The sequence below is a fragment of the Burkholderia sp. LA-2-3-30-S1-D2 genome (assembly GCF_001523915.2).
GTDB lineage: Bacteria > Pseudomonadota > Gammaproteobacteria > Burkholderiales > Burkholderiaceae > Burkholderia > Burkholderia diffusa.
On record NZ_CP013384.1, the window covers coordinates 1,048,025 to 1,072,805 of the forward strand.

Consider the following 24,781-nt stretch of genomic DNA (forward strand, 5'->3'; position numbering starts at 1 on the left):
GTTTGCGGGTCGTGCCGCGCGCCGCGCACGGCTCGGGCGGCCGCGTGCTGCGCGTCAGCCGCGGCCGGCGGTCACTCGTTCGGCGGTGGTGTCTTCGGCCGGAATTCGCACAGCGGCTCGATCGCGCAGTGCCAGCATTCGGGCTTGCGGGCCTTGCACACGTAGCGACCGTGCAGAATCAGCCAGTGATGCGCGTCCTGCAGGAATTCCTTCGGCGTGAACTTCTCGAGCGCGGCCTCGACGGCCCGCACGTCCTTGCCCGGTGCGAGCCCCGTGCGGTTCGCGACGCGGAAGATATGCGTGTCGACCGCGATCGTCGGCTGGCCGAACGCGGTGTTCAGCACGACGTTCGCGGTCTTGCGGCCGACGCCCGGCAGGCTCTCGAGCGCTTCGCGATCGGCCGGCACTTCGCCGTCGTAGCGCTCGAGCAGGATGTTGCACGTCGCGATCACGTTCTTCGCCTTGGTGCGGTAGAGGCCGATCGTCTTGATGTAGTCGGCGACGCCTTCTTCACCGAGCGCGACGATTTGTCGCGGGGTGTTCGCGACGGGGAACATCTTGCGCATCGCCTTGTTGACCGACACGTCGGTCGCCTGCGCGGACAGCATCACCGCGATCAGCAACTCGAACGGCGTCGTGTATTCGAGCTCGGTCGTCGGATGCGGATTGATGCTCTGCAGCGTTTCGTAGATCGCGCGTCGTTTGGAGGCGTTCATGGACGGTTCTTGTCGGGCGGCGCGGTCGGGCCGTTCCGGTCGTCGTTGTTCGGATCGTCGTGGTCGTCACGGGTGTCCGCAGCCTCGGTGTCGCGCTGCGCCTGCTGTTCGGCGAGCCGCTTGCGGCGGGCTTCGGCCGCGTCGATCTGCGCCTGCACGGCCGCGCTCACGCCTTCGGTGTTCTTCGGTCCGGCACCTCGTTCGGACAGTTCTTCCTTCTTCTTGCGTGCGCGTTCGAGCGCGGCGGCGATGATCGCGCGTTTCCTGGCGTCGGCATCGTCGGCCGGGGCGGCGCCCGGTGCGCCAGGCGGTGCCGCGGCCGGCGCAGCCTTGGCCGCACCGGCACTGGCCGCGCGGCGGGCGGCGGCACGCGCTTCGGCGGCCTCCCGTTCGCGGCGCTGGCGGGCGAGCCGGCGGTCGTGGCGTTCGCGCGCGGCGTCCGCCTGTTCCTGCGACCACGCGTCCCAGCCGGTGCGCTCGTCGGTCACGGGGACCATCGCGATGCAGTCGACCGGGCAGGGTGGCACGCACAGGTCGCAGCCCGTGCACAGCGATTCGACGATCGTGTGCATCTGTTTCGGTGCGCCGACGATCGCGTCGACCGGGCATGCCTGCATGCACAGCGTGCAGCCGATGCACAGGCTTTCGTCGATGAACGCGACGGCGCGCGGATGCTCGGTGCCGTTGACGGGGTTCAGCGGGATCACGGGCTTGCCGAGCAGGTTCGCGAGGCGTGCGATGCCTTCGGCGCCGCCGGGCGGGCACTGGTTGTAATTCGCGTTGCCGGCGGCGATCGCGTCGGCATACGGACGGCAGCCGTCATAGCCGCACTTCGTGCATTGCGTCTGGGGAAGCAGATCTTCGATGCGATCTGCGAGGGTCTTGGAATCGGTCACGGTGACAACGGGCGCAGCAGCGCCGAATGGCTCTCGGCCGCGTCTGGCGCGGCCGGAAAGGTTTGCCAAACCTTGATTATCGCCGATTTCCCGCATTGCGCTGGACGCTGTCTGTGCGCATAATCGAACCGCTTTTTTGCAGGGGCTCAGCAGGAGGGCGGCCGCACGCGGTGCGCTCGTTCCAGGGCAGCCGGCGCCGAGGCGGTGGGGGTGCCGGTCCGGATCACGCGGCTCACATAGCAAAACGCCACCATGAATCAGCCAAAAATCAAAAGAGATCCTGAAGGTACCCGCCGCCGCATCCTGATGGCGGCAGCCGAAGAGTTCGCTAGTGGAGGGCTGTTCGGCGCGCGCGTCGACCAGATCGCGCGCCGGGCCGAAACCAACGAGCGCATGCTCTATTACTATTTCGGCAGCAAGGAGCAGTTGTTTACGGCCGTGCTCGAACACGCGTTCTCCGCGCTGACCGAGGCCGAGCGCGTGCTCGATCTCGACGGCGTCGCGCCCGTCGAGGCCGTGACGAGGCTCGCGCATTTCGTGTGGGATTACTACCGCGATCATCCGGAGCTGCTGCGGCTCATCAACAATGAGAACCTGCACGAAGCGCGCTACCTGCACAAGTCGACGCGAATCCGCGAGATGATGTCGCCGATCGTCGCGAAGCTCGGCAACGTGCTGATGCGCGGCCAGAAGGCCGGGCTGTTCCGCAGCGACGTCGATCCGCTGCGCTTCTACGTGACGCTGTCGGGGCTCGGCTACTACATCGTGTCGAACCGTTTCACGCTGGCCGCGACACTCGGCCGCGACTTCAGCGAAGCCGACGAGCGCGCGGAGATGGTCAGGATGAACACCGAGGTGCTGCTCGCGTACCTGTTGCGACGCTGAGCCCGCGCGCCGATGAGCGGCTCACCGTTGGCCGCCGGATAAAAAAACGCCGCCGTGCGCAAGCAACGGCGGCGTTTTTGCGTCGGAACGCGGCGCGTCAGGCGGCCTTGCGCGCCCGAACGGTTTTGGCGCGTGTGCCGCCCGCGCGTTTCGCGGCCGGTGCGGCCTTCGCGGTTGCCGTCTTGGCGGGCGCAACCGTCACGGCCGGCGCCTTCGCGCGCGCGCGCTTCGGGGCGGTCGCGCGCACCGTCACCTCGGGTTGCGGCTTGCCGGCCGGCACGGCGGTGAGCGTCGTCGCTGCCGGTGCTTCGGCGGGCACCTTGGTCGCGCCGTTCTTCGGTTCCGGCGCATGCTCGCGGATGAAATCACGCAGCTGCGGGTAAATGATCGTGCGCCAGCGGCGGCCCGAGAAGATCCCGTAGTGACCGCACTTCTCGGCGGTCAGGCTGCGGCGATCGTCCTGCGGGATGCCCGTGCACAGCTCGTGCGCGACGTGCGTCTGGCCGCTGCCCGAGATGTCGTCGAGTTCGCCCTCGATCGTCATCAGTGCGGTGTGCTTGATGTCCTGCGGACGCACGCGCTCGCCTTCGACATCCCACGTGCCTTCCGCGAGCCGGAATTCCTGGAACACGACGCGGATCGTCTCGAGGTAATACTCGGCCGCCATGTCGAGCACCGCGTTGTACTCGTCGTAGAAGCGGCGGTGTGCCTCGGCGTCATCCTCGTCGCCGCGCAGCAGGCTCTGGTAGAAGTCCCAGTGCGACTGCGCGTGACGTTCCGGATTCATCGCGACGAAGCCCGTGTGCTGCAGGAAGCCCGGGTACACCTGGCGGCCTTCGCCCGGATAGTTCGCGGGCACCGTGTGGATCACGTTGTTCTCGAACCACGCGGTCGAGTGCTGCGTCGCGAGCGAATTGACCGACGTCGGGCTGCGGCGCGCGTCGATCGGGCCGCCCATCATCGTCATCGTGAGCGGCGTGTCCTCGCCGCGGCTCGCCATCAGCGAGATTGCCGCGAGCACCGGCACGGTCGGCTGGCACACGGAAATCACGTGCAGGTTGCGCGCGCCGATGTGGCGGATGAATTCCTGGATGTACGCGATGTAGTCGTGCAGGTGGAACGGGCCGACCTCGACCGGCACCATCCGCGCGTCAATCCAGTCGGTGATGTACACCTTGTGATCCTGCAGCAGCGTGCGCACGGTGTCGCGCAGCAGCGTCGAGTGGTGGCCCGACAGCGGCGCGCAGACCAGCACGACCGGCTCGTCCTTCAACTGCGTGACGGCATCGGCGTCGTCCGAATAGCGTTTGAAGCGCAGCAGCCGGCAGAACGGCTTCTCGACGATCGTCTGCTCAACGATCGGGATGTTGTGGCCGTCCTTGACGATCTGATGAATGTTGAATTCGGGCTTCTCGTAATCCTTGCCGAGCCGGTACATGAGCTCGTACGCGGCGGCCATCCGCGTCGCGCCGGGCATCAGCGAGAACGGGCTGGACGGATTGGCGAACGACTTGGATGCGGCCTGGGCCCAGGCCGTGAGCGGGCTCAACATCGCCCGCTGGAATTCGTGCAGTTGGTAAAGCATGCAGACTACTCCCGCGTGGGGGACGGTGCGCAAGGGCGGCGTGGGGCGTCGCGGCGTGCCGTGTGGGTCGGCGACCGGCCATGTTGCAGTGCGGCCGGACAATCGAATCGATCATATCGGACAACGATGGGTGGTGCAATGCAACATTTCCCCGATTTTTCATCAAACTGTTGCGAATTGACGATCTCTGAAGAAGCCGTTCCGCCCCCGGTCAGCCCCCGTTCCGCCCCCGTTCCGCCCCCGTTCCGCCCCCGGTCAGCGCCCGGTCGCCACGGCCGGCGCGGGCTGGCCGGCCGCGCGCGCCATGGCGTCCTCGTGGTGCATCAGGTTCATCGCGGTGTGCACCAGCGCAACGTGCGAGAACGCCTGCGGGAAGTTGCCGACGAGCCGGCCCTCGACCGGGTCGTATTCCTCGGCGAGCAGCCCGAGGTCGTTGGACAGCGCGAGCAGCCGGCTGAAGAGCCGGTGCGCGTCGTCGATCCGGCCGAGCAGCGCGTAGTTGTCGACCAGCCAGAAACTGCACGCGAGAAACGTGCCTTCGCCGGGCGGCAGGCCGTCGTCGTACTCCGTCGTTCGGTAGCGCATCACGAGGCCGTCGTGCAGCAATTCTCGCTCGATCGCGTCGACCGTGCCGACGATGCGCGGGTCCTCCGGCGGCAGGAAGCCGAGCAGCGGCATCAGCAGCACGCTCGCGTCGAGCTCGTCGCTGCCATAGCTCTGCGTAAACGCCCGTTTGCCTTCGTGCCATGCGTTGTCGCAGACGTCGGCGTGGATCCGGTCGCGCAGCGCGCGCCAGCGGTCGAGCGACGCGGGCAGCCGGAACATCTCCGCCGACTTGATCGCGCGGTCGAACGCGACCCACGCCATTACCTTCGAGAACGTGAAATGGCGGCGGCCGCCGCGCGTTTCCCAGATGCCCTCGTCGGGCTCCTGCCAGATCTTCTCGAGATGATCGAGCAGCGAACACTGGACGGACCACACCGTGTCGTCGGCCTGCAGGCCGCCCACGCGCGCGAGGTGCAGCGCGGCCATCACTTCGCCGAACACGTCGAGCTGGAGCTGGTTCGCCGCGCCGTTGCCGACGCGCACCGGTTTCGAGTCCTGGTAGCCGGGCAGCCAGTCGAGTTCGATTTCCGGCAGGCGGCGCTCACCCGCGATCCCGTACATGATCTGGATTTGTTCGGGCGAGCCGGCCATCACGCGGCCGAGCCACGTGCGCCAGGCGCGCGCCTCGTCGTAGTAGCCGCCGCGCATCAGCGCGAGCAGCGTGATCGTCGCGTCGCGCAGCCAGCAGTAACGGTAGTCCCAGTTGCGGTTGCCGCCGATCTTCTCCGGCAGCGACGTGGTGGGCGCCGCGACGATCCCGCCGGTCGGCTCGTACGCGAGCGCCTTCAGCGTGATCAGCGAGCGGCGCACGGCGGCCGCGTAGCGCCCCTGCACCTGGCAGCGGCCCGACCATTCGAGCCAGTAGTTCTCGGTGCGGGCGAGCATCGACAGCGGATCGCGCGCGGGCGGCAACCGCAGGTGCGACGCCGCGTAGCTGAGCGAAAACGGCACGCGTTCGTCGGCGCTCACCGTGAATTCCGCGAGCGTATGGAGGTTCTTGCCCGTGAGCGGCACGGGCGTGCGCAGCACGACGGTATCGGGGCCGGCGATCGCCTTCATGCCGTCCTCGCGCGTCAGCTGCGTGACCCACGGGACGGAGAAACCGTAGTCGAAGCGCAACACCAGTTCCATGCGCATCTTCATCGTGCCGTGGCGGCCGACGACGATCCGCACCAGTTCGGACCAGCCGTTGCCGGGCGGCATGAAGTCGATCACGGTGACGGCGCCGTCGGCGCTTTCGTAGTCGGTTTCGAGGATCAGCGTATCGCCGCGATAGCGGCGCGTCGTGTGCGTGATCGCGGCGTCGGCGGCCGGCGCGAGCAGCCAGCGGCCGTGCTCGGGCGTGCCGACCAGCGCCGCGAAACAGGCGCCCGAATCGAAGCGGGGCCAGCACAGCCAGTCGACGGAGCCGTCTTTCGAGATCAGCGCGGCGGTGTGGCCGTCGCCGACGAGGGCGTAGTCTTCGATCAGGGCGGGCATGGGCAAGCGGTCCTTGGGTATTCGAGTTCACTATGCAGGCTGCGGCGCCCGGGCTTCACCTGACGGCGTCGCGCCCCGTATACTCGGCTGGGCGGCGGAGCGCATGAACGGCCGGCGTTTCGTCCTATCTCAACACTTGAAGCGACTCGATGCAAGGAGGATTCAATGCCCAGCCGTTTACGCGAGCGTGACGCACGCGCTTCGACACGAGGGTTCCCGCTTAGGCTCGCTCACTGGATGAAAGGTTTCGCGATCGTGCTGTCCTTGTCCGCAACCCAGGCCTTCGCTCAACAATCGCCGGCGCCGGCCGACGGCGTCTACAACCTGCTGGTGGGCACCTATACGGGGCACGGCAGCGACGGGATCTACGTATACCGCTTCGATACGAAAACCGGCAGCGTCGCGCCCGTGTCGTCGGCGAAGACCGTGAACCCGTCGTACCTGTTGCCTAGCCGCGACGGTCGCACCGTCTACGCGGTCAATGAACTGCCCGGCGACAACGGGCCGGCCACGCAGCGCGGCGGCATCAGCGCGTTCAGCTTCGATCCGAAGACAGGCGCCCTCACGTTCGTCGACCGCGTGTCGTCGGAAGGGAACGATCCCTGCTATCTCGCGCTGTCGCCGGACGGCAAGTACCTCGTCACGGCCAACTACTCGGTCGCGGCCGATCCGGGCGGCAGCTTCGCCGTATTCCCGGTCCGCGACGGCGGTGCGGTCGGCCCGGCCGTGCTGACGGTGCATCATGAAGGCACGGGGCCCGTGAAGGGGCGCCAGGACGGCGCGCACGTGCACTCGACGGTGTTCTCGCCCGACGGCCGTTACCTGTTCGTGCAGGATCTCGGCGCGGACAAGATCTACGGCTACCGCTACACGGTGGACGGCAGCCGCGGGCTGATCAGCCCGACCGACACGCGCTACACGCCGGTGAAGGCCGGCTCCGGCCCGCGTCACATGGTGTTCAGTGACGACGGCCGGTTCGCGTACGTGACGAGCGAGCTCAACGCAGCGGTCGAGGTGTTCGGCTACCACGACGGCAAGCTCACGCCGGTCGAGACGCTGCCGATGACGGTGCCGGGCTTCAAGGGCAAGGTCGGCGGCGGTGCGATCCATCTGTCGCCGGACGGCCGCTTCCTGTACGCGAGCAACCGGGGCGACGTGAACGACATCGTGATCTACGCGGTGAACAAGGCCGACGGCCGGCTGAAGACCGTCGGCCGCCAGTCGAGCCTCGGCAAGACGCCGCGCGAATTCCTGATCGATCCGACCGGCAAGTGGCTGATCGTCGGCAACCAGGACAGCGACACGTTCTACGTATTCAGTCGCGACGTCGAAACGGGGCAGCTCGGCCCGAATCCGCAGAAGGTGGCGGTCGGCAGCCCGGTCGACTTCAAGCTGGTGCCGGTGGCGCAATAAATGCTGAAAGGGCGCTGCCTCGGCAGCGCCCTTTTTCGTTCGGGCGGCCGCTTGCGCGGGGTGCCCGTATCGGTCGTCGTCGGCCGCGCGGCCGCCGTGCTCAGTCGGCCGCGGCTGGCACGAGCACCTCGCGGCTGCCGTTGATGCCCATCGGTGACACGAGTCCGGCCGCTTCCATCTGCTCGACGAGTCGCGCGGCGCGGTTGTAGCCGATGCGCAACTGGCGCTGCACCGACGAGATCGACGCGCGCCGCGTGCGCACGACGAACGCGACCGCTTCGTCGTACAGCGGATCGGCTTCCGCATCCGGCGCGTCGCCGAACAGGTCCTGCGTCGCGCCGTCGGCCGCCGGGCCGTCGAGAATCCCTTCCTCGTACTGCGGCTCGCCGAACTGCTTCAGGTATTCGACGACCCGGTGCACTTCCTCGTCTGCGACGAACGCGCCGTGCACGCGCTGCGGGTAGCCCGTGCCCGGCGGCAGGAACAGCATGTCGCCCTGGCCGAGCAGCGATTCGGCGCCCATCTGGTCGAGGATCGTGCGCGAGTCGATCTTCGACGACACCTGGAACGCGACGCGCGTCGGGATGTTCGCCTTGATGAGGCCGGTGATCACGTCGACGGACGGGCGCTGCGTCGCGAGGATCAGGTGGATGCCGGCCGCGCGCGCCTTCTGCGCGAGGCGGGCGATCAACTCCTCGATCTTCTTGCCGGCGACCATCATCAGGTCGGCCAGCTCGTCGATCACGACGACGATCAGCGGCAGCTTCGACAGCGGCTCGGGATCCTCGGGCGTCAGCGAGAACGGGTTGCCGATCTTCTTTTCCTTCGCCTCCGCGTCGCGGATCTTCTGGTTGAAGCCTGCGAGGTTGCGCACGCCGACGGCCGACATCAGGCGGTAGCGCTTCTCCATTTCACCGACGCACCAGTTCAGCGCGTTCGCCGCGAGCTTCATGTCGGTGACGACCGGCGCCAGCAGGTGCGGGATGCCTTCGTAGACCGACAGCTCGAGCATCTTCGGGTCGATCATGATGAGCCGCACGTCCTCGGGCGTCGCCTTGTACAGCAGCGACAGGATCATCGCGTTGATCGCGACCGACTTGCCCGAACCCGTCGTGCCGGCGACCAGCATGTGCGGCGCCTTCGCGAGATCGGTGACGACCGGGTGACCGGTGATGTCCTTGCCCATCGCGATCGTCAACTGCGATGCCGAATGCTGGTACTGGCGCGATTCGAGGATTTCCGACAGGCGGATCATCTGGCGTTTCGCGTTCGGCAGCTCAAGGCCCATGCAGGTCTTGCCGGGAATCGTCTCGACGACGCGGATCGACGTGAGGCCGAGGCCGCGCGACAGGTCCTTCATCAGGCCGACGATCTGGCTGCCGCGCACGCCGAGTGCGGGTTCGATCTCGAAGCGCGTGATCACCGGGCCCGCCGATGCGCCGACCACGGTCACCGGCACCTTGAACTCCTGCAGGCGTTGCTCGATGACCTGGGCGGTCTGCGCGAGGTGTTCCTCGGTGATCGTTTCGACGTCGTCGGAGGCAGGCTCAAGCAGGTCGAGCGTCGGCAGTTCGACGTTGAACGATGCGGGTGCGTGGAATTCGAACGCGTTCGGGCGCGGCTGGCGCGCGGGTGCGGCCGATGCGTCCGGGGCCGGGACGCTCGATTCCGCCGGAGCCGGCGGCATGGTGGTCCCGGAAAGCGTTGCGTCCGGAGGCGGTGCGGTCGTGACGGCCGGGATGGCGGTGCCGGTTGCCGCAGGCGTCGCGCCGGTGCCGGGCATGGACCAGCTCGCCGATGCAGCCGCGGGAGCCAGCGGAGTGGTGAACGACGGGGCCTGCGGCGCCGGTGCGGACGCGATGGCGTGCGCCGGTGTCGCCGTGTCGATGGATTCGCCCGGTGCGGAGAAGGTTGGCATTGCCGACACAGGCGCCGTCGCGGAAGTCGGGGACGCGGCCGATGCCGTCGCGGCGGTGGTCGTGGCGAAGGAGGCCGGCGCGCTACCCGACGCCGCAGGCACGCCGCCGAACGCGGCGGGCGCAGCGGCACCGATCGTGCTCGTTTGGGCGAGCGCGCCGGAAGACGGCGCCGGGACGACCGACGGGGAAGGCGCGATGCCGGGTGCTGAGTGCGCTGCTCCGGCCGGCACGGCCTGCGTGCCGGTCGACCAAGCGTCAGGCGTGCGGCTCGTCGGTGCTGTCGAAGGCGTCGCCGATGCGGTCGATGCGCTGCCGGACGGGGCGGTAGACGCGATCGCAGGCGACACCTGCGTGCTTTGCGCCGGCTGCAATCCGGTTGCGGTGAAGGACATGCCGGTCGATGCGGGTGCCGTCGCGGCTGCCACGATCGGCGCGGTCGCGGACGGCTGCGACATGGCCGGACCGGAAGCATTCATCGCGGGCGTCAGGGCAGACGCCGCCGCCATGCCTGGAACGGCCGCAGAAGGTTGTGTCACGGTCACACCGTGGGCTCCGGTCGCAGCCGTCGGAGCAGACGTCGCCGCGGGTGCGGGCGGCTGCGCGGTGGGAAGGGCGGCGGCACCGGTCGAAGGCGTGTGGGCGGGTGTCGTCGGTGCGGGTGCCGGCGTGACCGTGGCCGATGCCGCGCCCGTGGTACCGAGCGCCGATGCTGCCGCTGCCGGCACGTGACCGATGGAACCGTATGCGATCCCCGTGGCGCCCGCCGGCGCGGACGGCTCGGCCGATGCAACGGGCGCTGCCAATGCGGGCGATTGCGACGGCGACCAGGAGGCCGTGCTCGTCATGCCGGACAACGAAGGCGTAGCGGCGGCAGGTGTGCTGTTCGACGTGTTCGCGAGTGCCGGCGCGGTGCCGGCGCGCGACGACGCGGCAGTTGACGAAATCGTCTGCGCAGGAGAGGGGGATTCAGCGGACAACGGCTTCGACCACGATGCGGACGCAGGTTCCGCGATCGCGGATGTCGACGCCGCCGGTGCGGGTGGCATGGCGCGTTGCGTGCCGGCAGGCGATGGTGCGGTTTCTCCAGCGTGCCTTGCTGCTGCATGCCAGGCCGTTCCCGTCACGCCGCCTGCGGATGCGGCGTTCGACGTGTCCGAGGCTGCCGGCGTCGCTGCCGCGACGGGCATTGCATCGGCAAGCGGCCACGTGGGCGTTGCCGCGATCGACGAAGCGGGGAGGGGAGCGGTCGGCGCGACCTGCTGGGCAGATTTCACGACGTCCCGAGCTGCTTGCGTGTCCTGTTTCGTATCGACCGATACGGCGGTATCGGCCGGCGGCGTGGATTGCGACTGGATCTGACCGACCGTCCCTGCGGCCGTTGCCGCTTCCTTCGCATCGGCGGTGCGGCCTATGTCGCTTGCCGCGGACGTAGCGGCGGCCGGATGCGTATTGACAGATTCGCTCGTCGCCGCCGACTCGTCCGCGCCGGACAGCGGCGCGGCAATCAGGTTTTCATGCGATGCGCCGAGTCTGGAAACCGGCGCGCTGACGATGTCTTCCCACGGTGCAAAGTCGATCGGGAAATCGAGTGCCGGCGCGGCGGGCGCATCGGCGTCCGCCTGACGCGTCGGTGCATCGGTCTCGACGCCGGTATCCGGTGCGGCATGCCGCGCAGTTTCACCGAAGGCCGGAATGCTCGTACCAACATCGACAACGGGCATGCGCACGCTCGGCTCGGCCGGCATGAATGCATCGAGCACGATCGGTGCGTCGTCGTATGCCGGCGCGGCTTCGCGTGAAAGGCCTGCGTCGCGGGGCGCGGCCTGATGCGCGCCCGCAACGATCCCGGCGGGTACGACCGTCGATGCCGACGCCGTGACGTTCCCTGCCGCCGCAACTGCGCCGGCCAAGGTCGTCGCGGCGGCCGTCGCCGGTGCCGCATCGGGTGTACGCACATCGTCCAGCGTCGCCCATTGCGCAGTGCTGGCCTCGATCGAGCGCAGCGTGTCGTGAACGCTCGGCGCCGGCGTGATCGGCTCCGCGGGCTGCTGCACCCATGCGTAGAGCGGTGCGCGCGCGGGGACCGGTGCCGCGGGGCGGCGCCGTGTCGCGTCGGGCGACGGGCCGGCGGCGCCGGCGCCCGCCACTGGGCGTGCGGGCGTGCGCGGCGGCGTCGCGGCGGCCGGGCGCGGCGTGACCACGGTGCGCGGCGCGGCCGGCTGCTTCGATGCGGCCGCGGCTGGTCGCGCGGTGGTCGGTTGCGGCCGAACGGGCTCGAACCCGGCCGGAAGCGGGGCCGGATTCGGGCGCGGCACCTGTGCGTTCGCGGCGGCCCGCGCGAGGCTGGCGGTGCTGCCGGTCGGCGGCGGCGGCATGGCGTTCGTCGTGCCCGGTGCGGGCGGCGGGGGCATGCGATGGGCCGATGTCGGCTTCAGCCAGCCCGACGGCGCGACCGGCTCGGTGAGCGGACGCGGCGCTGCGTTGCCGCGCGGCTTCGGCCGGGCTTGCGGATCGGGTTTCCACAACGTTGGGCGCGAATAGCGGCCATTCTGGCGCGGCGCCATCGAGTTGACGGTGTGTGCGGTGGTCGGCTGCACGATGTCGTCGTCGCGATGCAGCGCGCTGCGCGGCAGGTCGGCGACGCCGCGCACGTCGTCGTCGACGTCGCGCGCGAGCTTGACGCCGAACGACGTGTCGACCCACGCGGCGAACTGCCGCCAGCCGATGCCGGTCAGCCACGGCAGGCCCGCGAAGAACAGCACGACCATCGCGACCGGCGTGCCGATCGGGCCGAGCACATGCGCGAAGCCGTTCGAGAACGCGTGGCCGAGCGCGTTCGTGTCGGGGCCCGACAGCGGGCTCGTCAGCGCGCAGCTCGCGATGAACACGGCCGCGAAGCCGAGCCACAGGCGAATCGAGCCGCGGCCGGCGAGTCCGCCGCCGCCGGGCAGCATCGCCTGAACGAGACGCCAGGTGAGAAGGAGGAACCAGACGGCGGAGATGCCGAACCAGCCGAAGACAACCGTGTGCATGCTTTGATGAAACAGGAAGAGGGTGGGGAGCGCGGTGCGCGACCCGCCGAGTTTAACCGGCCGGCGAACAGGACTCTAAGGCAGCATGAAGGCGTCGAAGCGCTTCCAGGCCGCGGGACGCGTGCGTCCGGGATTCGCGCGTGGCGAAGGCGGCCGGTCGGCCTTCGCCCGCGCGCGGCATCAGGGGCTCCGGCGCGTGAAGGTCAGCGTTGCGCCGGCTTCGGTCACGATCTGCAGCTGCTGCGGCTCGCGCATCTGCACGCCGGTCTTCTCGATGTGCGCGAGCGCATCGAGGTACGCGTGTTCGAGCTGGCCGCCGAGTGTGTTCGTGCATGCCATGCGCGTGCCGGCCAGCGGCCCGAAGCTGAGCAGACCGTTCTTCAGCGCATAGGTGCCCATGTAGCGGTTGCAGCCGGAAAAGCCGCTGGCACGCCGGACGCCCGATTCGGTGGACAGCGCGAGCTTGATCGGCTCGCCGTTGTCGCCGTGCGGAATCGTGCGCGGCGTGCCGTCGGCGTTCACCCAGCTCGTGAGCTCCCAGCTCGTGTCGTCGAGCAGCTGGACGGCGGCGGGGTTGTACGGGTCGGGTGCGGGGGCGGCGGAATCGGGGTGGGTCGGCATCGCGCAGGCGGCGAGAAGCGTGGCAAGCGTCAACGCGCAGAGCGGCGCGCGCAACGGGCGAAGCAGGCCGGTGCGTGCGCGTGCGGCGGCGGACAGGTGGGACATGAGCCTCGTTCCTCATCGGATTCTGATCAAGCCGTAAGAGTAACGCACCCGCCCCGCGCGAGGCGAGCCGACACTTCGCGCGCGAAAACGTTCGCACCCCACCCGCGGGCCTCGCGCGGCGGGGCGGCGAAACGACGAAACCGGCCGGACCGGCGCGGGTGCGCGTGTTAACATCGAAGCCGTTTTCGTCCTCCAACAGAACCAGCGGGAAATCACATGCAGATCGGTCAGCGGCTCGGTACGCCGCTTTCACCCTCGGCCACGCGCGTCATGCTGCTCGGCGCGGGCGAACTCGGCAAGGAAGTCATCATCGCGTTGCAGCGTCTCGGCGTCGAAGTCGTCGCGGTCGACCGTTATCCCGATGCGCCTGGCCACCAGGTCGCGCATCGCGCGCACGTGATCGACATGACCGACGCCGCCGCGCTGCGCGCGGTCGTCGAGGCCGAGCGCCCGCACCTGATCGTGCCGGAGATCGAGGCGATCGCGACCGATGCGCTCGCGGCGATCGAGGCGGCCGGCCTGGCCGAGGTGATCCCGACCGCGCGCGCGACGCAGCTCACGATGAACCGCGAAGGCATCCGCCGCCTCGCGGCCGAGGAGCTTGGGCTGGCGACTTCGCCGTATGCGTTCGCCGAGTCGTTCGACGCGTTCAGCGCGGCCGTCGCGAAGATCGGCATGCCGTGCGTCGTGAAGCCGGTGATGTCGTCGTCGGGCAAGGGGCAGTCGGTCGTGCGGACCGAGGCCGACGTGAAACCGGCCTGGGATTACGCGATGGCGGGCGGCCGCGTGAACCACGGCCGCGTGATCGTCGAGGGCTTCATCGATTTCGAATACGAGATCACGCAGCTGACCGTGCGCGCGATCGATCCGGCGACGCTCGAGACGCGCACCTACTTTTGCGAGCCGGTCGGGCACGTGCAGGTGGCGGGCGATTACGTCGAATCGTGGCAGCCGCAGCCGATGAGCGCCGTCGCACTGGAAAAGTCGCGTGAGATCGCGCACAAGGTGACCGAGGCGCTCGGCGGGCGAGGGCTGTTCGGCGTCGAGCTGTTCGTGCGCGGCGACCAAGTCTGGTTCTCCGAGGTGAGCCCGCGGCCGCATGACACCGGCCTCGTGACGCTCGCGTCGCAGCGCCAGTCGGAATTCGAACTGCACGCGCGCGCGATTCTCGGGCTGCCGGTCGATCCGACGCTCGGCTCGCCGGCCGCGTCGGCGGTGATTTACGGCGGGCTCGACGAACGCGGCATCGCGTTCGAGGGCGTGCGCGACGCGCTGGCCGTGCCGGGCGCCGACCTGCGCCTGTTCGGCAAACCGGAGAGCTTCGCGAAGCGGCGCATGGGTGTCGCCCTCGCGACCGGCGCGACCGTCGACGAAGCCCGTGAACGCGCGAAGCGCGCCGCGGCGGCCGTGCGGCCCGTGTCGGCGCGCTGACCAGACGAGGAGCGCGCGATGGCGTCGACATGGCGGGGGATCGGACGTATCGGCAAGGTGGGCGTCGCGCTGGCGCTGGTCGCGAGCCTCGCGGGGTGCGGCCTCGCGGCCGCGCCGTGCCGGGTCGTGTCGGCCGGGCTGAAGATCGTGCCAGTCGTCGGCCATGTCGCGGCCGCGCCGACCGACGCGTGCGCCGACGTCATCGATCCCTGACCGACGAACGCGCAACCCATAACCAACGATAACCGCGCGCCCCGTGAGGGCGTGCTTACACCCGTCTCGTGAGAGGACCTGCATGATTCGCCAAGCCTTCGCCGCGCTCGCGCTCGCCTGCACCGCCGTTTCCGTCGCGCATGCCGCGCAACTGACCGTCGAGGAGATCGACGCCGATTCGCGCCAGCAGGCGTTCTATCAATGCGCGAACCAGAAGCAGCCGGTGCGGGTGTCGTACTGGCGCGCGGGCAACGGCCAGAGCTTCGCGCTGGTGCCGGTCAACGGGCAGCAGCTGCTGTTCGTCGATACCGTTTCGGCGTCTGGCGTGCGCTACCAGGCCGGACGCTATACGTGGTGGACGAAGGGCAAGGAAGGGACGCTGCGCGACGAGATCGCAGACCAGAATGCGGCACCGCTGCTGGGCGACTGCGTGCAGGTCGAGAAGAAGAAAAAGAAGAAGGGCTGAGCGCCGCACGCGATCGAATACGCCGTGCGGGCGTGCCGATTGCCGCGATCGATGCGGGCAGCCGGGTTCGGCCTCGAGCCGGACCGCGGGGCAGGCGGCGCTCGGGTTCGTCGACCGCTTGCCGACTTCCCGAACCACACGCCCGCAATTCGACCCCTATTTTTTCCCCATCGGCCGATCGGGATAGCCCGGTCGCTTGACGCATCCGCCCGCGCCCGGCCTGCCGGAACTCGCCGCGAACCGCCACCGTGGACGTTCGCGGCGTTGTCACGGACAGATTGCCGCGCAGTGCTACAATACGGCCCTTTCCGCCGGCATTCGCGCCGAACGGAGTCCGCACGGCCTGTGGCGCCCGATGTTCGAAATGAACCGGTCCCAAGCGCCAGAGCGGCGCCGCGCGGCGCGCCGCGGCTCCGTCTACTTCCGAAATGTGATGAGCGCAGGCCCGGCCGGCCTGACGCACGATGTCCCCGCCGCGCCTTTTGAGCGAAACGCCACCATGTCCGATTCTGTCGCTAAGCCAGCCGACGCAACCTTCGATCAATTCGGCCTTGCCGCCGATATCCTGAAAGCCATTGCGGAGCAGGGTTATACGACGCCGACGCCGATCCAGGCGCAGGCCATTCCGGTCGTGCTCGCCGGCCGCGACGTCATGGGCGCCGCGCAAACGGGTACCGGCAAGACCGCGAGTTTCTCGCTGCCGATCCTCCAGCGGCTGCTGCCGCAGGCCAACACGAGCGCATCGCCCGCGCGCCACCCGGTGCGCGCGCTGATTCTCACGCCGACCCGCGAGCTCGCCGACCAGGTCGCCGCGAACGTGCATGCGTACGGGAAGCACACGCCGCTGCGCAGCGCGGTCGTGTTCGGCGGCGTCGACATGAACCCGCAGATGGCCGAGCTGCGCCGCGGCGTCGAGATCCTGATCGCGACGCCCGGCCGCCTGCTCGACCACGTGCAGCAGAAGACGGCAAACCTCGGGCAGGTGCAGATGCTCGTGCTCGACGAGGCCGACCGGATGCTCGACATGGGCTTCCTGCCGGATCTGCAGCGCATCCTGAACCTGCTGCCGAAGGAGCGTCAGACGCTGCTGTTCTCGGCCACTTTCTCGCCGGAAATCAAGAAGCTCGCGTCGACCTACCTGCGCAACCCGCAGACGATCGAGGTCGCGCGCAGCAACTCGACCAACGCGAACGTCACGCAGATCGTCTATGACGTCGCCGAAGGCGACAAGCAGGCCGCCGTCGTGCAGCTGCTGCGCGATCGCGGGCTCAAGCAGGTGATCGTGTTCTGCAACAGCAAGATTGGCGCAAGCCGGCTGGCCCGCAACCTCGAGCGCGACGGCGTGGTTGCGTCGGCGATCCACGGCGACAAGACACAGATCGAGCGGATGCAGGCCCTCGACGCGTTCAAGCGCGGCGAAATCGAGGCGCTGGTCGCGACCGACGTGGCCGCGCGCGGTCTCGACATCGCCGAACTGCCGGCCGTGATCAACTTCGACCTGCCGTTCAACGCGGAAGACTACGTGCACCGGATCGGCCGCACGGGCCGCGCGGGCGCGACGGGCGATGCGCTGTCGCTGTGCAGCCCGAACGAGCGCAAGCAGCTCGCCGATATCGAGAAGCTGATCAAGCGTCCGCTCGACGTGCAGACGCTCGCGATCGACAAGCCGGCGCGCCATCGTCACGACGAGCGTGGCGGCGATCGCGGGGGGGAGCGCAGTGGCGAACGCGGCGGCGAACGCGGCGGCCGCCGCGAGCGCGACGAGCATCGCGGTGCGTCGGGGCGTCGTTCGGGCGGGTCCGAGCGTGGCGGCCATCATCGTCGTCACGAGGCGCCGATCGACGATTTCTTCCTGAAGCCGTACGAACCGTCGGCGCCGGCGACACAGCCGGAAGAGACGAAGTCCGGGCAGCAGCCCGAGAAGAAGGGGCCGAAGCGTCAGGTCGCCGCGCTGCTCGGCGGCTTCGGAATGCCGCGCAAGCCGTCTGCGTAAGCGGGCGGTTCAGGCGGTCGGTGCGGCGCGCGAGCGCTGCCGCGGAAACGGGTGCATGCGATGAGCATGTGCCCGTTTTTCATTGGGCGAGACGATTCGTGACGAGGCCGTCGAGAGGAGGGGTGACTTGTCGCGCGGGCAGCGGGGCTTCGGTGCAGGGTCGTCGGCGCGCGTCTGGTCTCCGGTCGATTCAGCGCCGACGAATTCCGGAACCTGGTCGATACGAACCGGGATCCTGCGAGCGACTCAGCCGGCGCGTGGCCCGAAGCGACGCGCCCACACATCGGTCGCGGCCGCGTAGAACGCATCCATCGTATCGCCCGACGGGGCGCCATCGGCGGCAAGGCCGAGATGCGCGGCGGCGGCCCGCAGCGCCGGCAGCGGATCGTCGCGCTCGAGCGCGATCGCGCCGGTCTGCTTGCTGAGCTTTTCGCCGTTCGCATCGACGACGACGGGGACGTGCAGGTAGGCGGGCGTCGGCACGCAGAGACAGCGCTGCAGGTAGATCTGGCGCGCGGTCGAATCGAGCAGGTCGGCGCCGCGCACGACGTGGGTGATGCCCGCGTCGGCATCGTCGACCACGACCGCGAGCTGATACGCCCATTGGCCGTCCGCGCGCTTCAGCACGAAATCGCCGACTTCGGTCGCGAGGTTCTGCGCTTGCGTGTGCTGCCAGCGGTCGTCGAACGTGACGATCGCATCGTCGCCGTCCGGCACGCGCAGCCGCCATGCACGCGCGGGCTTGCCGTGCAGGCCGGTGCGGCAGGTGCCTGGATACGCGAGGGTCGTGTGGCGCTCGTGCGCGGCACGCAGCGAATCGGCGATTTCCTTGCGTGTGCAGCCGCACGGATAGACGAGACCCGCGGCGACGAGCCGTTCGAGCGCGGCCGCATAATCGGCATCGCGCGTGCTTTGCCACACGGGCGGCTCGTCGGGGGTCATGCCGAAATGCGCGAGCGTTGCAAGGATGTCGTCAGCAGCGCCGGGCACCGTGCGCGGGCCGTCGATGTCCTCGATGCGCACGAGCCACGCGCCGCCGTGCGCGCGCGCGTCGAGCCAGCTCGCGAGCGCACCGACCAGCGAGCCGAAATGCAGCGGGCCGGTGGGCGACGGCGCGAAGCGGCCACGGTAGCCGTTCATCGGGGCGCGGAGCGACGCGCGCTTACGCGGCGCTGGCTGCCTGCGCGCAGGCCGGGCACGACTGGCCAGCCACGTAGCTCGGCGATTGCTGGGCTTCCGGCGTAACGACCGCGCGGCACGCGAAGCACGTGACGTTTTCGGTCGGCTGCAGTTGCGGGTTCAGCGCAGTGCGGTAGTCGAACACGAAGCAGTCGCCGTGATAGTGCGCGCCACCGACTTCCTCGAAATACTTCAGGATCCCGCCCTCGAGCTGGTACACGTTCTCGATGCCGATTTCCTTCATGTGGATCGCTGCCTTCTCGCAGCGGATGCCGCCCGTGCAGAACGACACGACCGTCTTGCCCTCGAGATCGGCGCGGTTCGCGTCGATCACTTCCGGGAACTCGCTGAACTTGTCGATCCGGTAGTCGAGCGCGGCGTCGAACGTGCCGACGTCGACTTCGAACGCGTTGCGCGTGTCGAGCATCACGACCGGGCGGCCGGCATCGTCGTGGCCGCGGTCGAGCCACGCCTTAAGCGTGCGCGCGTCGACCGACGGCGCGCGGCCGAGCTCCGGCTTGATCGCGGGCTTCTTCATCGTGATGATCTCGCGCTTCAGGCGTACGAGCATCCGGCGGAACGGCTGCGAGTCGGACAGGCTCTCCTTGAACTGCAGCGTCGCAAACTTGCCTTCGAACAGCGGATCGTGGCGGATGTAGTCGATGAACGCGTCGGTCGCTTCGCGCGGGCCGGCGATGAACAGGTTGATGCCTTCCGGCGCGAGGAGGATCGTACCGCGCAGGCCGAGTTCGTTGCAGCGGGCGGTGACGAGCGGGCGCCATTGCTCGGTCGCGTCGAGTGACACGAAGTGGTAGGCGGCAAGGTTGACGATGGTCATGATGGTCCGACGGGAAAACGGCCGCGGCCGTGCGGCGGGCGCACGGCGGCCCCGCAAAAAAGGGTGCGAAGCCGGGGCGATGATTCGAAAACCCGTATTATCCCGCAAACTGCGCATGCACCGGCACCTGACCATTCGGCCGACGTCGCGCGCATCGGCCGAACGGCCGGGCGTGGGGATTTTTTGGGCAGCCGGCGCGACGACGCGGCTACAATATCGCCCATGTCAGATCCCCGCTTCGTCCATCTTCGCGTTCACTCCGAATTCTCGATTGCCGACGGCATCGTGCGTCTCGACGACATCGTCAAGGCGGCAGCCGCGGACGGTCAGGGCGCGCTCGCCCTCACCGATCTCGGCAACGCATTCGGCCTCGTCCGTTTCTACCAGGAAGCCCGCGGCAAGGGCATCAAGCCGATCGCCGGCTGCGACGTCTGGATCACCAATCCGGACGATCGCGACAAACCGTCGCGCCTGTTGCTGCTGGTGAAGGACAAGGTCGGCTACCTGAACCTGTGCGAACTGCTCTCGAAGGCGTGGCTCACGAACCAGTATCGCGGCCGCGCGGAGCTTGATGCGAGCTGGCTCGACGGCGAGCTCTCGCACGGGCTGCTCGCGCTGTCGGGTGCGCAGCAGGGCGATATCGGGCTCGCGTTCGCGGCCGGTAACGAGGAAGCCGCGCGCCGGCATGCCGAGCGCTGGGCGAAGGTGTTCCCGGGCGGCTTCTACATCGAACTGCAGCGTTACGGCCAGCCGGGCGCCGAGACGTACATCCAGCAGGCTGCGACGCTCGCCGCGTCGCTGAAGCTGCCGGTCGTCGCGACGCATCCGACGCAGTTCATGACCGATGACGACTTCACCGCGCACGAAGCGCGCGTGTGCATCTCGGAAGGCGACATGCTCGCGAATCCGCGACGCCAGAAGCGCTTCACGACCGATCAGTATTTCCGCACGCAGGACGACATGGTCGCGTTGTTCGCTGACTTGCCGTCGGCGGTCGCGAACACCGTCGAGATCGCGAAGCGCTGCAACCTGAAGCTCGAGCTCGGCAAGCCGAAGCTGCCGCTGTTTCCGACGCCGGACGGCATGTCGCTCGACGACTACCTGGTCCAGCTGTCGAAGGAAGGGCTCGAGAAGCGCCTCGAACAGCTGTATCCGGATGCGGCGGAGCGCGAAGCGCAGCGCGAGACGTACTACAAGCGGCTCGAGTTCGAGTGCGGGACCATCACGAAGATGGGCTTCCCGGGCTACTTCCTGATCGTTGCGGACTTCATCAACTGGGCGAAGAACAACGGTGTGCCGGTCGGCCCGGGCCGCGGCTCGGGCGCCGGTTCGCTGGTCGCGTACGCGCTCGGCATCACCGATCTGGACCCGCTGCGTTACAACCTGCTGTTCGAGCGATTCCTGAATCCGGAGCGCGTGTCGATGCCCGACTTCGACATCGACTTCTGCCAGCACGGCCGCGATCGCGTGATCCAGTACGTGAAGGAAAAATACGGCGCGGACGCCGTGTCGCAGATCGCCACCTTCGGCACGATGGCCGCAAAGGCTGCCGTGCGCGACATCGGCCGCGTGCTCGACCTCGGCTACATGTTCACCGACGGCGTCGCGAAGCTGATCCCGTTCAAGCCCGGCAAGCACGTGACCATCGCCGACGCGATGAAGGAAGAGCCGCAACTGCAGGAGCGCTACGACCACGAGGACGAAGTGCACCAGCTGCTCGACCTCGCGCAGCGCGTCGAGGGCCTGACGCGTAACGTCGGGATGCACGCGGGCGGCGTGCTGATCGCGCCGGGCAAGCTGACCGACTTCTGCCCGCTGTACACGCAGGGCGACGACGGCGGCGTCGTCAGCCAGTACGACAAGGACGACGTCGAAGCCGTCGGCCTGGTGAAGTTCGACTTTCTGGGCCTCACGACGCTGACGATCCTCGACTGGGCCGAGCGCTATATCCGCCGTCTCGATGCGTCGAAGGCCGACTGGTCGCTCGCGCAGGTGCCGCTCGACGATCCGGCATCATTCCAGATCCTGAAGAAGGCCAACACGGTCGCCGTGTTCCAGCTGGAAAGCCGCGGGATGCAGGGCATGCTGAAGGACGCGCAGCCCGACCGTTTCGAGGACATCATCGCGCTCGTGTCGTTGTACCGTCCGGGCCCGATGGACCTGATCCCGAGCTTCTGCGCACGGAAGCACGGCCGCGAGAAGGTCGACTATCCGGATCCGCGCGTCGAACCCGTCCTGAAAGAGACCTACGGCATCATGGTCTATCAGGAGCAGGTGATGCAGATGGCGCAGATCATCGGCGGCTACTCGCTCGGTGGCGCCGACCTGCTGCGTCGCGCGATGGGCAAGAAGAAGCCCGAGGAGATGGCCAAGCACCGCGAGATCTTCGCCGAGGGTGCGGCGAAGAACGGCCTCACGCGCGAGAAGTCCGACGAGATCTTCGACCTGATGGAGAAGTTCGCGGGCTACGGCTTCAACAAGTCGCACGCGGCGGCCTACGCGCTGCTCGCGTATTACACCGCGTGGCTGAAGGCGCACCATCCGGCCGAATTCATGGCGGCCAACATGACGCTCGCGATGGACGACACCGACAAGGTGAAGATCCTGTTCGACGACTGCGTCGTGAACAACCTCACCGTGCTGCCGCCGGACATCAACCAGTCGCATTACCGGTTCGAGCCCGTCGCGGAAGCCGACGGCAAGCGCTCGCGCACGATCCGCTACGGTCTCGGCGCGGTGAAGGGCAGCGGCCAGAACGCGATCGAGGAGATCCTGCGCGCGCGCGAGGAAAAGCCGTTCACCGACCTGTTCGATTTCTGCGAGCGGATCGACCGGCGGGTCGTCAACCGCCGCACGGTCGAGGCGCTGATCCGTGCCGGCGCGTTCGATTCGCTGAACGCCAATCGCGCGCAGATGCTCGCGTCGGTGCCGCTCGCGATGGAAGCGGCCGACCAGGCCGCGGCGAATGCGATGCAGGCCGGCCTGTTCGACATGGGGGCCGAGTCGCCGCACGCGCATGCGCTCGTCGACGAACCCGCGTGGGACGACAAGCGCCGCCTGCAGGAAGAGAAGGGCGCGCTCGGCTTCTATCTGTCCGGGCACCTGTTCGATGCGTATCGCGACGAAGTGCGCCGGTTCGTGCGGCAGAAGGTCGGCGACCTGAAGGAAGGGCGCGACAAGCTCGTCGCGGGCATCATCGCATCGCTGCGCACGCAGATGACCCAGCGCGGCAAGATGCTGATCGCGTTGCTCGACGACGGTTCGGGCCAGTGCGAGATCACGATCTTCAACGAGCAATTCGAGGCGAACAAGGCGCTGTTCAAGGAGGACGAACTGCTGATCGTGCAGGGGCAGGCGCGCAACGATGCGTTCACCGGCGGCATCCGTTTCACGGCCGACACGGTGATGGATCTCGAGCGCGCGCGCAGCCGCTACGCGCAGGCGGTGCGTCTCACGATGAACGGCAATGCGGATGCGGCGGCGCTGCGCCGCGTGCTCGAGCCGCACGTGTCGAAGGACGATCCGGCGGCCGCGCAGGCGGTCGAGGCGCCCGCGCCGCGTGGCGGTGGACGCGATGGCGGCCGTCGCCCGCAGGCGCCGCTGCCGAACGGGCTCGCGGTCCAGATTCACTACAGCAACGCGCGCGCACAGGGTGAAATGCGTCTCGGCGACGCGTGGCGCGTCAAACCCAGCGACACGCTGCTCTCGGAGTTGCGTGCGACGTTCGACGGCAGCATCGTCGAAATCACGTACTGAGCGCCCCCCGCCGGACGGCCGTCGCCTGCATGGCCCGTCGCATCGCCATCGTGCGGTGCGGCGGGCCGTTTTCATTTCGGCGGGGGCTTGGGGCCGTCATCCGGACGCTATACAATCCCTCGCGCGCGACGAGGATGCGGCGCCGGCTGCGGCACGTCCGCCGGCCGGAGGCGATATCGCGCGTGTGAACACGGGGGCGGTTCAGCGCGGCACGCGATGCGGCGCGATGCCGCGAGCGACCGCGCGACGAGGCCGGCACGGGGAAGTACGCCAGGATGCCGGTCGGTACGCGACGATAAAAAAACCGACAGCACGACCACAACAATGGCCAACGGGAAACCGACGGGGCGGATCCTCGTGATCCGGATTGATTTTCTGGGCGACATGCTGTGCACGACCGCTTTTCTCGGCGCGCTGAAACAGCGCTGGCCCGATGCGGAACTGCACGTGGTCGCGAACCGCTACAACGCGGCCGCGCTGGCCGGCAATCCGGACGTGCACACGGTCCATACCTACGTGTACAGCCGTCAGTGCGAGCGCAACGACCGCCCGGGACGGATGCGCGCGTTCTTCGACAGGTTGCGGCTCGTGCGCAGGCTGCGCCGCTTGCGGTTCGACCTCGTGGTCGTGCCGAACGGCGGCATGCATCGCAGCAGCATCCAGTTCGCACGGCAGCTCGGCGTGAAGGATTGCCGCTGGCACGATGCCGATTCAGAATTCGACGATCGCAAGCCCGAACACGTCGCGTCGCGGCCGATGTGCCATGAGGCGCTGTCGGGATTCCGGCTCGTGCCCGAGCTCGGCCGCACCGAGCTCGAGGGTCTCAAGCTGTCCGTCCACCCGGACCGCGCGCTGCAGGAAACGTGGTCTCGGCTGCTCGGGCCGCGCACGAAGCCGCGCGTCGGGCTCTTCGTGTCGAACAAGGCGGCCGAGCGGCGCTGGCCGGCCGATCGATGGCGCGACCTCGGCCGGCGGCTCGCACCGCTCGCCGACGTGATCGTGTTCCGCGATCCCGCCGTGTCGGCCGCGGCCGATCACGACACGTGGCGGGACGTGAGCGCCCGGCATGTCGCGCCGTCGTCGGTCGCCGAACTGGTGGCCGCCGCGAGCCTGCTCGACGCGATCGTGTCGGCCGACAGCGCGCCCGTTCATCTCGCGTCGGCGCTCGGCGTGCCGGTCGCCGCGCTGTTCGAGGACCGTCCCGAGAAATACCGGCGCTGGCATCCGCTCGGCGTGCCGCATGTGATCCTGCGGGCCGGTGCGACGGTCGACGCGATCGGCGTCGACGCGCTCGAGCGCGCGGTGCTTCATCTGTTGATGCCGGCCGGACAGCCCGACGACGCGATGGAGGCAGCGGCGCCGCTCCCGGCCGCCACGTTCGCGGCACCCGGGGTCGACGCATTCGTTTCGTAGCCCCGGGAAGCCAGGCGGCGACGGCATTGCCGGCGCTGCCGTCGAACGGGCAAATGGGCACCAGGCGTTGCGATGGCCGCAGGCCCCGCCGTGCACGACGCGTCGTTGCCCGCCGCGATGCCGGGCGGGTGCCCCAGCTACCGACCGCGGCGCGTTATCGGCGCCTGCGCCCGCCGCCACGCCACCGGCGGCAAAATCCTGTACATTGCGAGCCTTGTCCAGCCAGCTAGACGGA

Annotated in this window: 16 protein-coding genes; 8 read left to right on the top strand and 8 right to left on the bottom strand. The window is 68.7% G+C overall.

The annotated features are described in order from the left end of the window. Positions 1-71 precede the first annotated feature (71 nt). Complete coding sequence (nth, locus tag WS66_RS17520; RefSeq protein WP_059600369.1) at positions 72-716, bottom strand: endonuclease III; 645 nt, start codon at positions 714-716, stop codon at positions 72-74. Further along, positions 713-1,708, bottom strand: coding sequence for an electron transport complex subunit RsxB (gene rsxB / locus WS66_RS17525; RefSeq protein WP_059600370.1), 996 nt, complete (start codon positions 1,706-1,708; stop codon positions 713-715). The genes nth and rsxB overlap by 4 nt, the downstream gene beginning before the upstream one ends. Positions 1,709-1,864: 156 nt before the next feature. Between rsxB and WS66_RS17530 the strand changes: the two genes are divergently transcribed. Continuing rightward, entirely contained in the window at positions 1,865-2,497 is a 633-nt protein-coding gene (locus WS66_RS17530) for a TetR family transcriptional regulator (RefSeq protein WP_041490613.1), read from the top strand. 97 nt (positions 2,498-2,594) lie between these two features. On the opposite strand, the gene WS66_RS17535 is transcribed toward WS66_RS17530, so the two are convergent. Together WS66_RS17535 and WS66_RS17545 are read right to left on the bottom strand one after the other, a co-directional pair. Further along, positions 2,595-4,082: a polyhydroxyalkanoate depolymerase gene (locus WS66_RS17535; protein ID WP_059600371.1), complete on the bottom strand. Its 1,488-nt coding sequence runs from the start codon at positions 4,080-4,082 to the stop codon at positions 2,595-2,597. Between the two features lie 255 nt (positions 4,083-4,337). Next, positions 4,338-6,167, bottom strand: a complete 1,830-nt coding sequence (locus WS66_RS17545; RefSeq protein ID WP_059600372.1) for a glycoside hydrolase family 15 protein — start codon at positions 6,165-6,167, stop codon at positions 4,338-4,340. Positions 6,168-6,332: 165 nt separating this feature from the next. On the opposite strand from WS66_RS17545, the gene WS66_RS17555 reads away from it, so the two are divergent. Next, a complete protein-coding gene (locus WS66_RS17555; protein WP_108064692.1) occupies positions 6,333-7,580 on the top strand; it encodes a lactonase family protein in 1,248 nt (415 codons plus the stop codon). 100 nt (positions 7,581-7,680) lie between these two features. On the opposite strand, the gene WS66_RS17560 is transcribed toward WS66_RS17555, so the two are convergent. Both WS66_RS17560 and WS66_RS17565 read right to left on the bottom strand, forming a co-directional pair. Continuing rightward, complete coding sequence (locus WS66_RS17560; RefSeq protein ID WP_059600374.1) at positions 7,681-12,531, bottom strand: DNA translocase FtsK; 4,851 nt, start codon at positions 12,529-12,531, stop codon at positions 7,681-7,683. A gap of 180 nt (positions 12,532-12,711) precedes the next feature. Beyond that, entirely contained in the window at positions 12,712-13,257 is a 546-nt protein-coding gene (locus WS66_RS17565) for an META domain-containing protein (protein WP_059600375.1), read from the bottom strand. Between the two features lie 216 nt (positions 13,258-13,473). Here WS66_RS17565 and purT point away from each other — a divergent pair, with 216 nt between their 5' ends. From purT to WS66_RS17590, 4 genes are all read left to right on the top strand, one after another. Then, on the top strand, positions 13,474-14,688 hold the full coding sequence (gene purT / locus WS66_RS17570) for a formate-dependent phosphoribosylglycinamide formyltransferase (RefSeq protein WP_059600376.1): 1,215 nt from the start codon (positions 13,474-13,476) through the stop codon (positions 14,686-14,688). A gap of 18 nt (positions 14,689-14,706) precedes the next feature. Further along, entirely contained in the window at positions 14,707-14,901 is a 195-nt protein-coding gene (locus WS66_RS17575) for a DUF6726 family protein (RefSeq protein WP_059600377.1), read from the top strand. A gap of 82 nt (positions 14,902-14,983) precedes the next feature. Then, complete coding sequence (locus tag WS66_RS17580) at positions 14,984-15,367, top strand: MliC family protein (protein WP_059600378.1); 384 nt, start codon at positions 14,984-14,986, stop codon at positions 15,365-15,367. A gap of 433 nt (positions 15,368-15,800) precedes the next feature. Further along, complete coding sequence (locus WS66_RS17590; RefSeq protein ID WP_059600454.1) at positions 15,801-17,360, top strand: DEAD/DEAH box helicase; 1,560 nt, start codon at positions 15,801-15,803, stop codon at positions 17,358-17,360. Between the two features lie 246 nt (positions 17,361-17,606). Here WS66_RS17590 and gluQRS read toward each other — a convergent pair whose 3' ends face one another. Both gluQRS and WS66_RS17600 read right to left on the bottom strand, forming a co-directional pair. Continuing rightward, complete coding sequence (gene gluQRS, locus WS66_RS17595; protein ID WP_059600379.1) at positions 17,607-18,500, bottom strand: tRNA glutamyl-Q(34) synthetase GluQRS; 894 nt, start codon at positions 18,498-18,500, stop codon at positions 17,607-17,609. Positions 18,501-18,522: 22 nt separating this feature from the next. Further along, positions 18,523-19,377 (bottom strand): sulfurtransferase, encoded by an 855-nt coding sequence (locus tag WS66_RS17600; protein ID WP_059600380.1) that lies wholly within the window; start codon positions 19,375-19,377, stop codon positions 18,523-18,525. A gap of 222 nt (positions 19,378-19,599) precedes the next feature. Here WS66_RS17600 and dnaE point away from each other — a divergent pair, with 222 nt between their 5' ends. Further along, a complete protein-coding gene (gene dnaE, locus WS66_RS17605; RefSeq protein ID WP_059600381.1) occupies positions 19,600-23,133 on the top strand; it encodes a DNA polymerase III subunit alpha in 3,534 nt (1,177 codons plus the stop codon). 324 nt (positions 23,134-23,457) lie between these two features. Beyond that, complete coding sequence (locus WS66_RS17610) at positions 23,458-24,546, top strand: glycosyltransferase family 9 protein (protein WP_059600382.1); 1,089 nt, start codon at positions 23,458-23,460, stop codon at positions 24,544-24,546. Positions 24,547-24,781 lie beyond the last annotated feature (235 nt).

Excerpts from the sequence above, each read along its gene's own strand:
- WS66_RS17610 (WP_059600382.1), top strand. The coding sequence starts at position 23,458 with ATGGCCAACGGGAAACCGACGGGGCGGATCCTCGTGATCCGGATTGAT.
- WS66_RS17555 (WP_108064692.1), top strand. The coding sequence starts at position 6,333 with ATGCCCAGCCGTTTACGCGAGCGTGACGCACGCGCTTCGACACGAGGG.
- purT (WP_059600376.1), top strand. The coding sequence starts at position 13,474 with ATGCAGATCGGTCAGCGGCTCGGTACGCCGCTTTCACCCTCGGCCACG.
- WS66_RS17535 (WP_059600371.1), bottom strand. The coding sequence starts at position 4,082 with ATGCTTTACCAACTGCACGAATTCCAGCGGGCGATGTTGAGCCCGCTC.
- WS66_RS17590 (WP_059600454.1), top strand. The coding sequence starts at position 15,801 with ATGAGCGCAGGCCCGGCCGGCCTGACGCACGATGTCCCCGCCGCGCCT.
- dnaE (WP_059600381.1), top strand. The coding sequence starts at position 19,600 with ATGTCAGATCCCCGCTTCGTCCATCTTCGCGTTCACTCCGAATTCTCG.
- nth (WP_059600369.1), bottom strand. The coding sequence starts at position 716 with ATGAACGCCTCCAAACGACGCGCGATCTACGAAACGCTGCAGAGCATC.
- gluQRS (WP_059600379.1), bottom strand. The coding sequence starts at position 18,500 with ATGAACGGCTACCGTGGCCGCTTCGCGCCGTCGCCCACCGGCCCGCTG.
- WS66_RS17560 (WP_059600374.1), bottom strand. The coding sequence starts at position 12,531 with ATGCACACGGTTGTCTTCGGCTGGTTCGGCATCTCCGCCGTCTGGTTC.
- WS66_RS17575 (WP_059600377.1), top strand. The coding sequence starts at position 14,707 with ATGGCGTCGACATGGCGGGGGATCGGACGTATCGGCAAGGTGGGCGTC.
- rsxB (WP_059600370.1), bottom strand. The coding sequence starts at position 1,708 with ATGCGGGAAATCGGCGATAATCAAGGTTTGGCAAACCTTTCCGGCCGC.
- WS66_RS17545 (WP_059600372.1), bottom strand. The coding sequence starts at position 6,167 with ATGCCCGCCCTGATCGAAGACTACGCCCTCGTCGGCGACGGCCACACC.
- WS66_RS17565 (WP_059600375.1), bottom strand. The coding sequence starts at position 13,257 with ATGTCCCACCTGTCCGCCGCCGCACGCGCACGCACCGGCCTGCTTCGC.
- WS66_RS17600 (WP_059600380.1), bottom strand. The coding sequence starts at position 19,377 with ATGACCATCGTCAACCTTGCCGCCTACCACTTCGTGTCACTCGACGCG.
- WS66_RS17580 (WP_059600378.1), top strand. The coding sequence starts at position 14,984 with ATGATTCGCCAAGCCTTCGCCGCGCTCGCGCTCGCCTGCACCGCCGTT.
- WS66_RS17530 (WP_041490613.1), top strand. The coding sequence starts at position 1,865 with ATGAATCAGCCAAAAATCAAAAGAGATCCTGAAGGTACCCGCCGCCGC.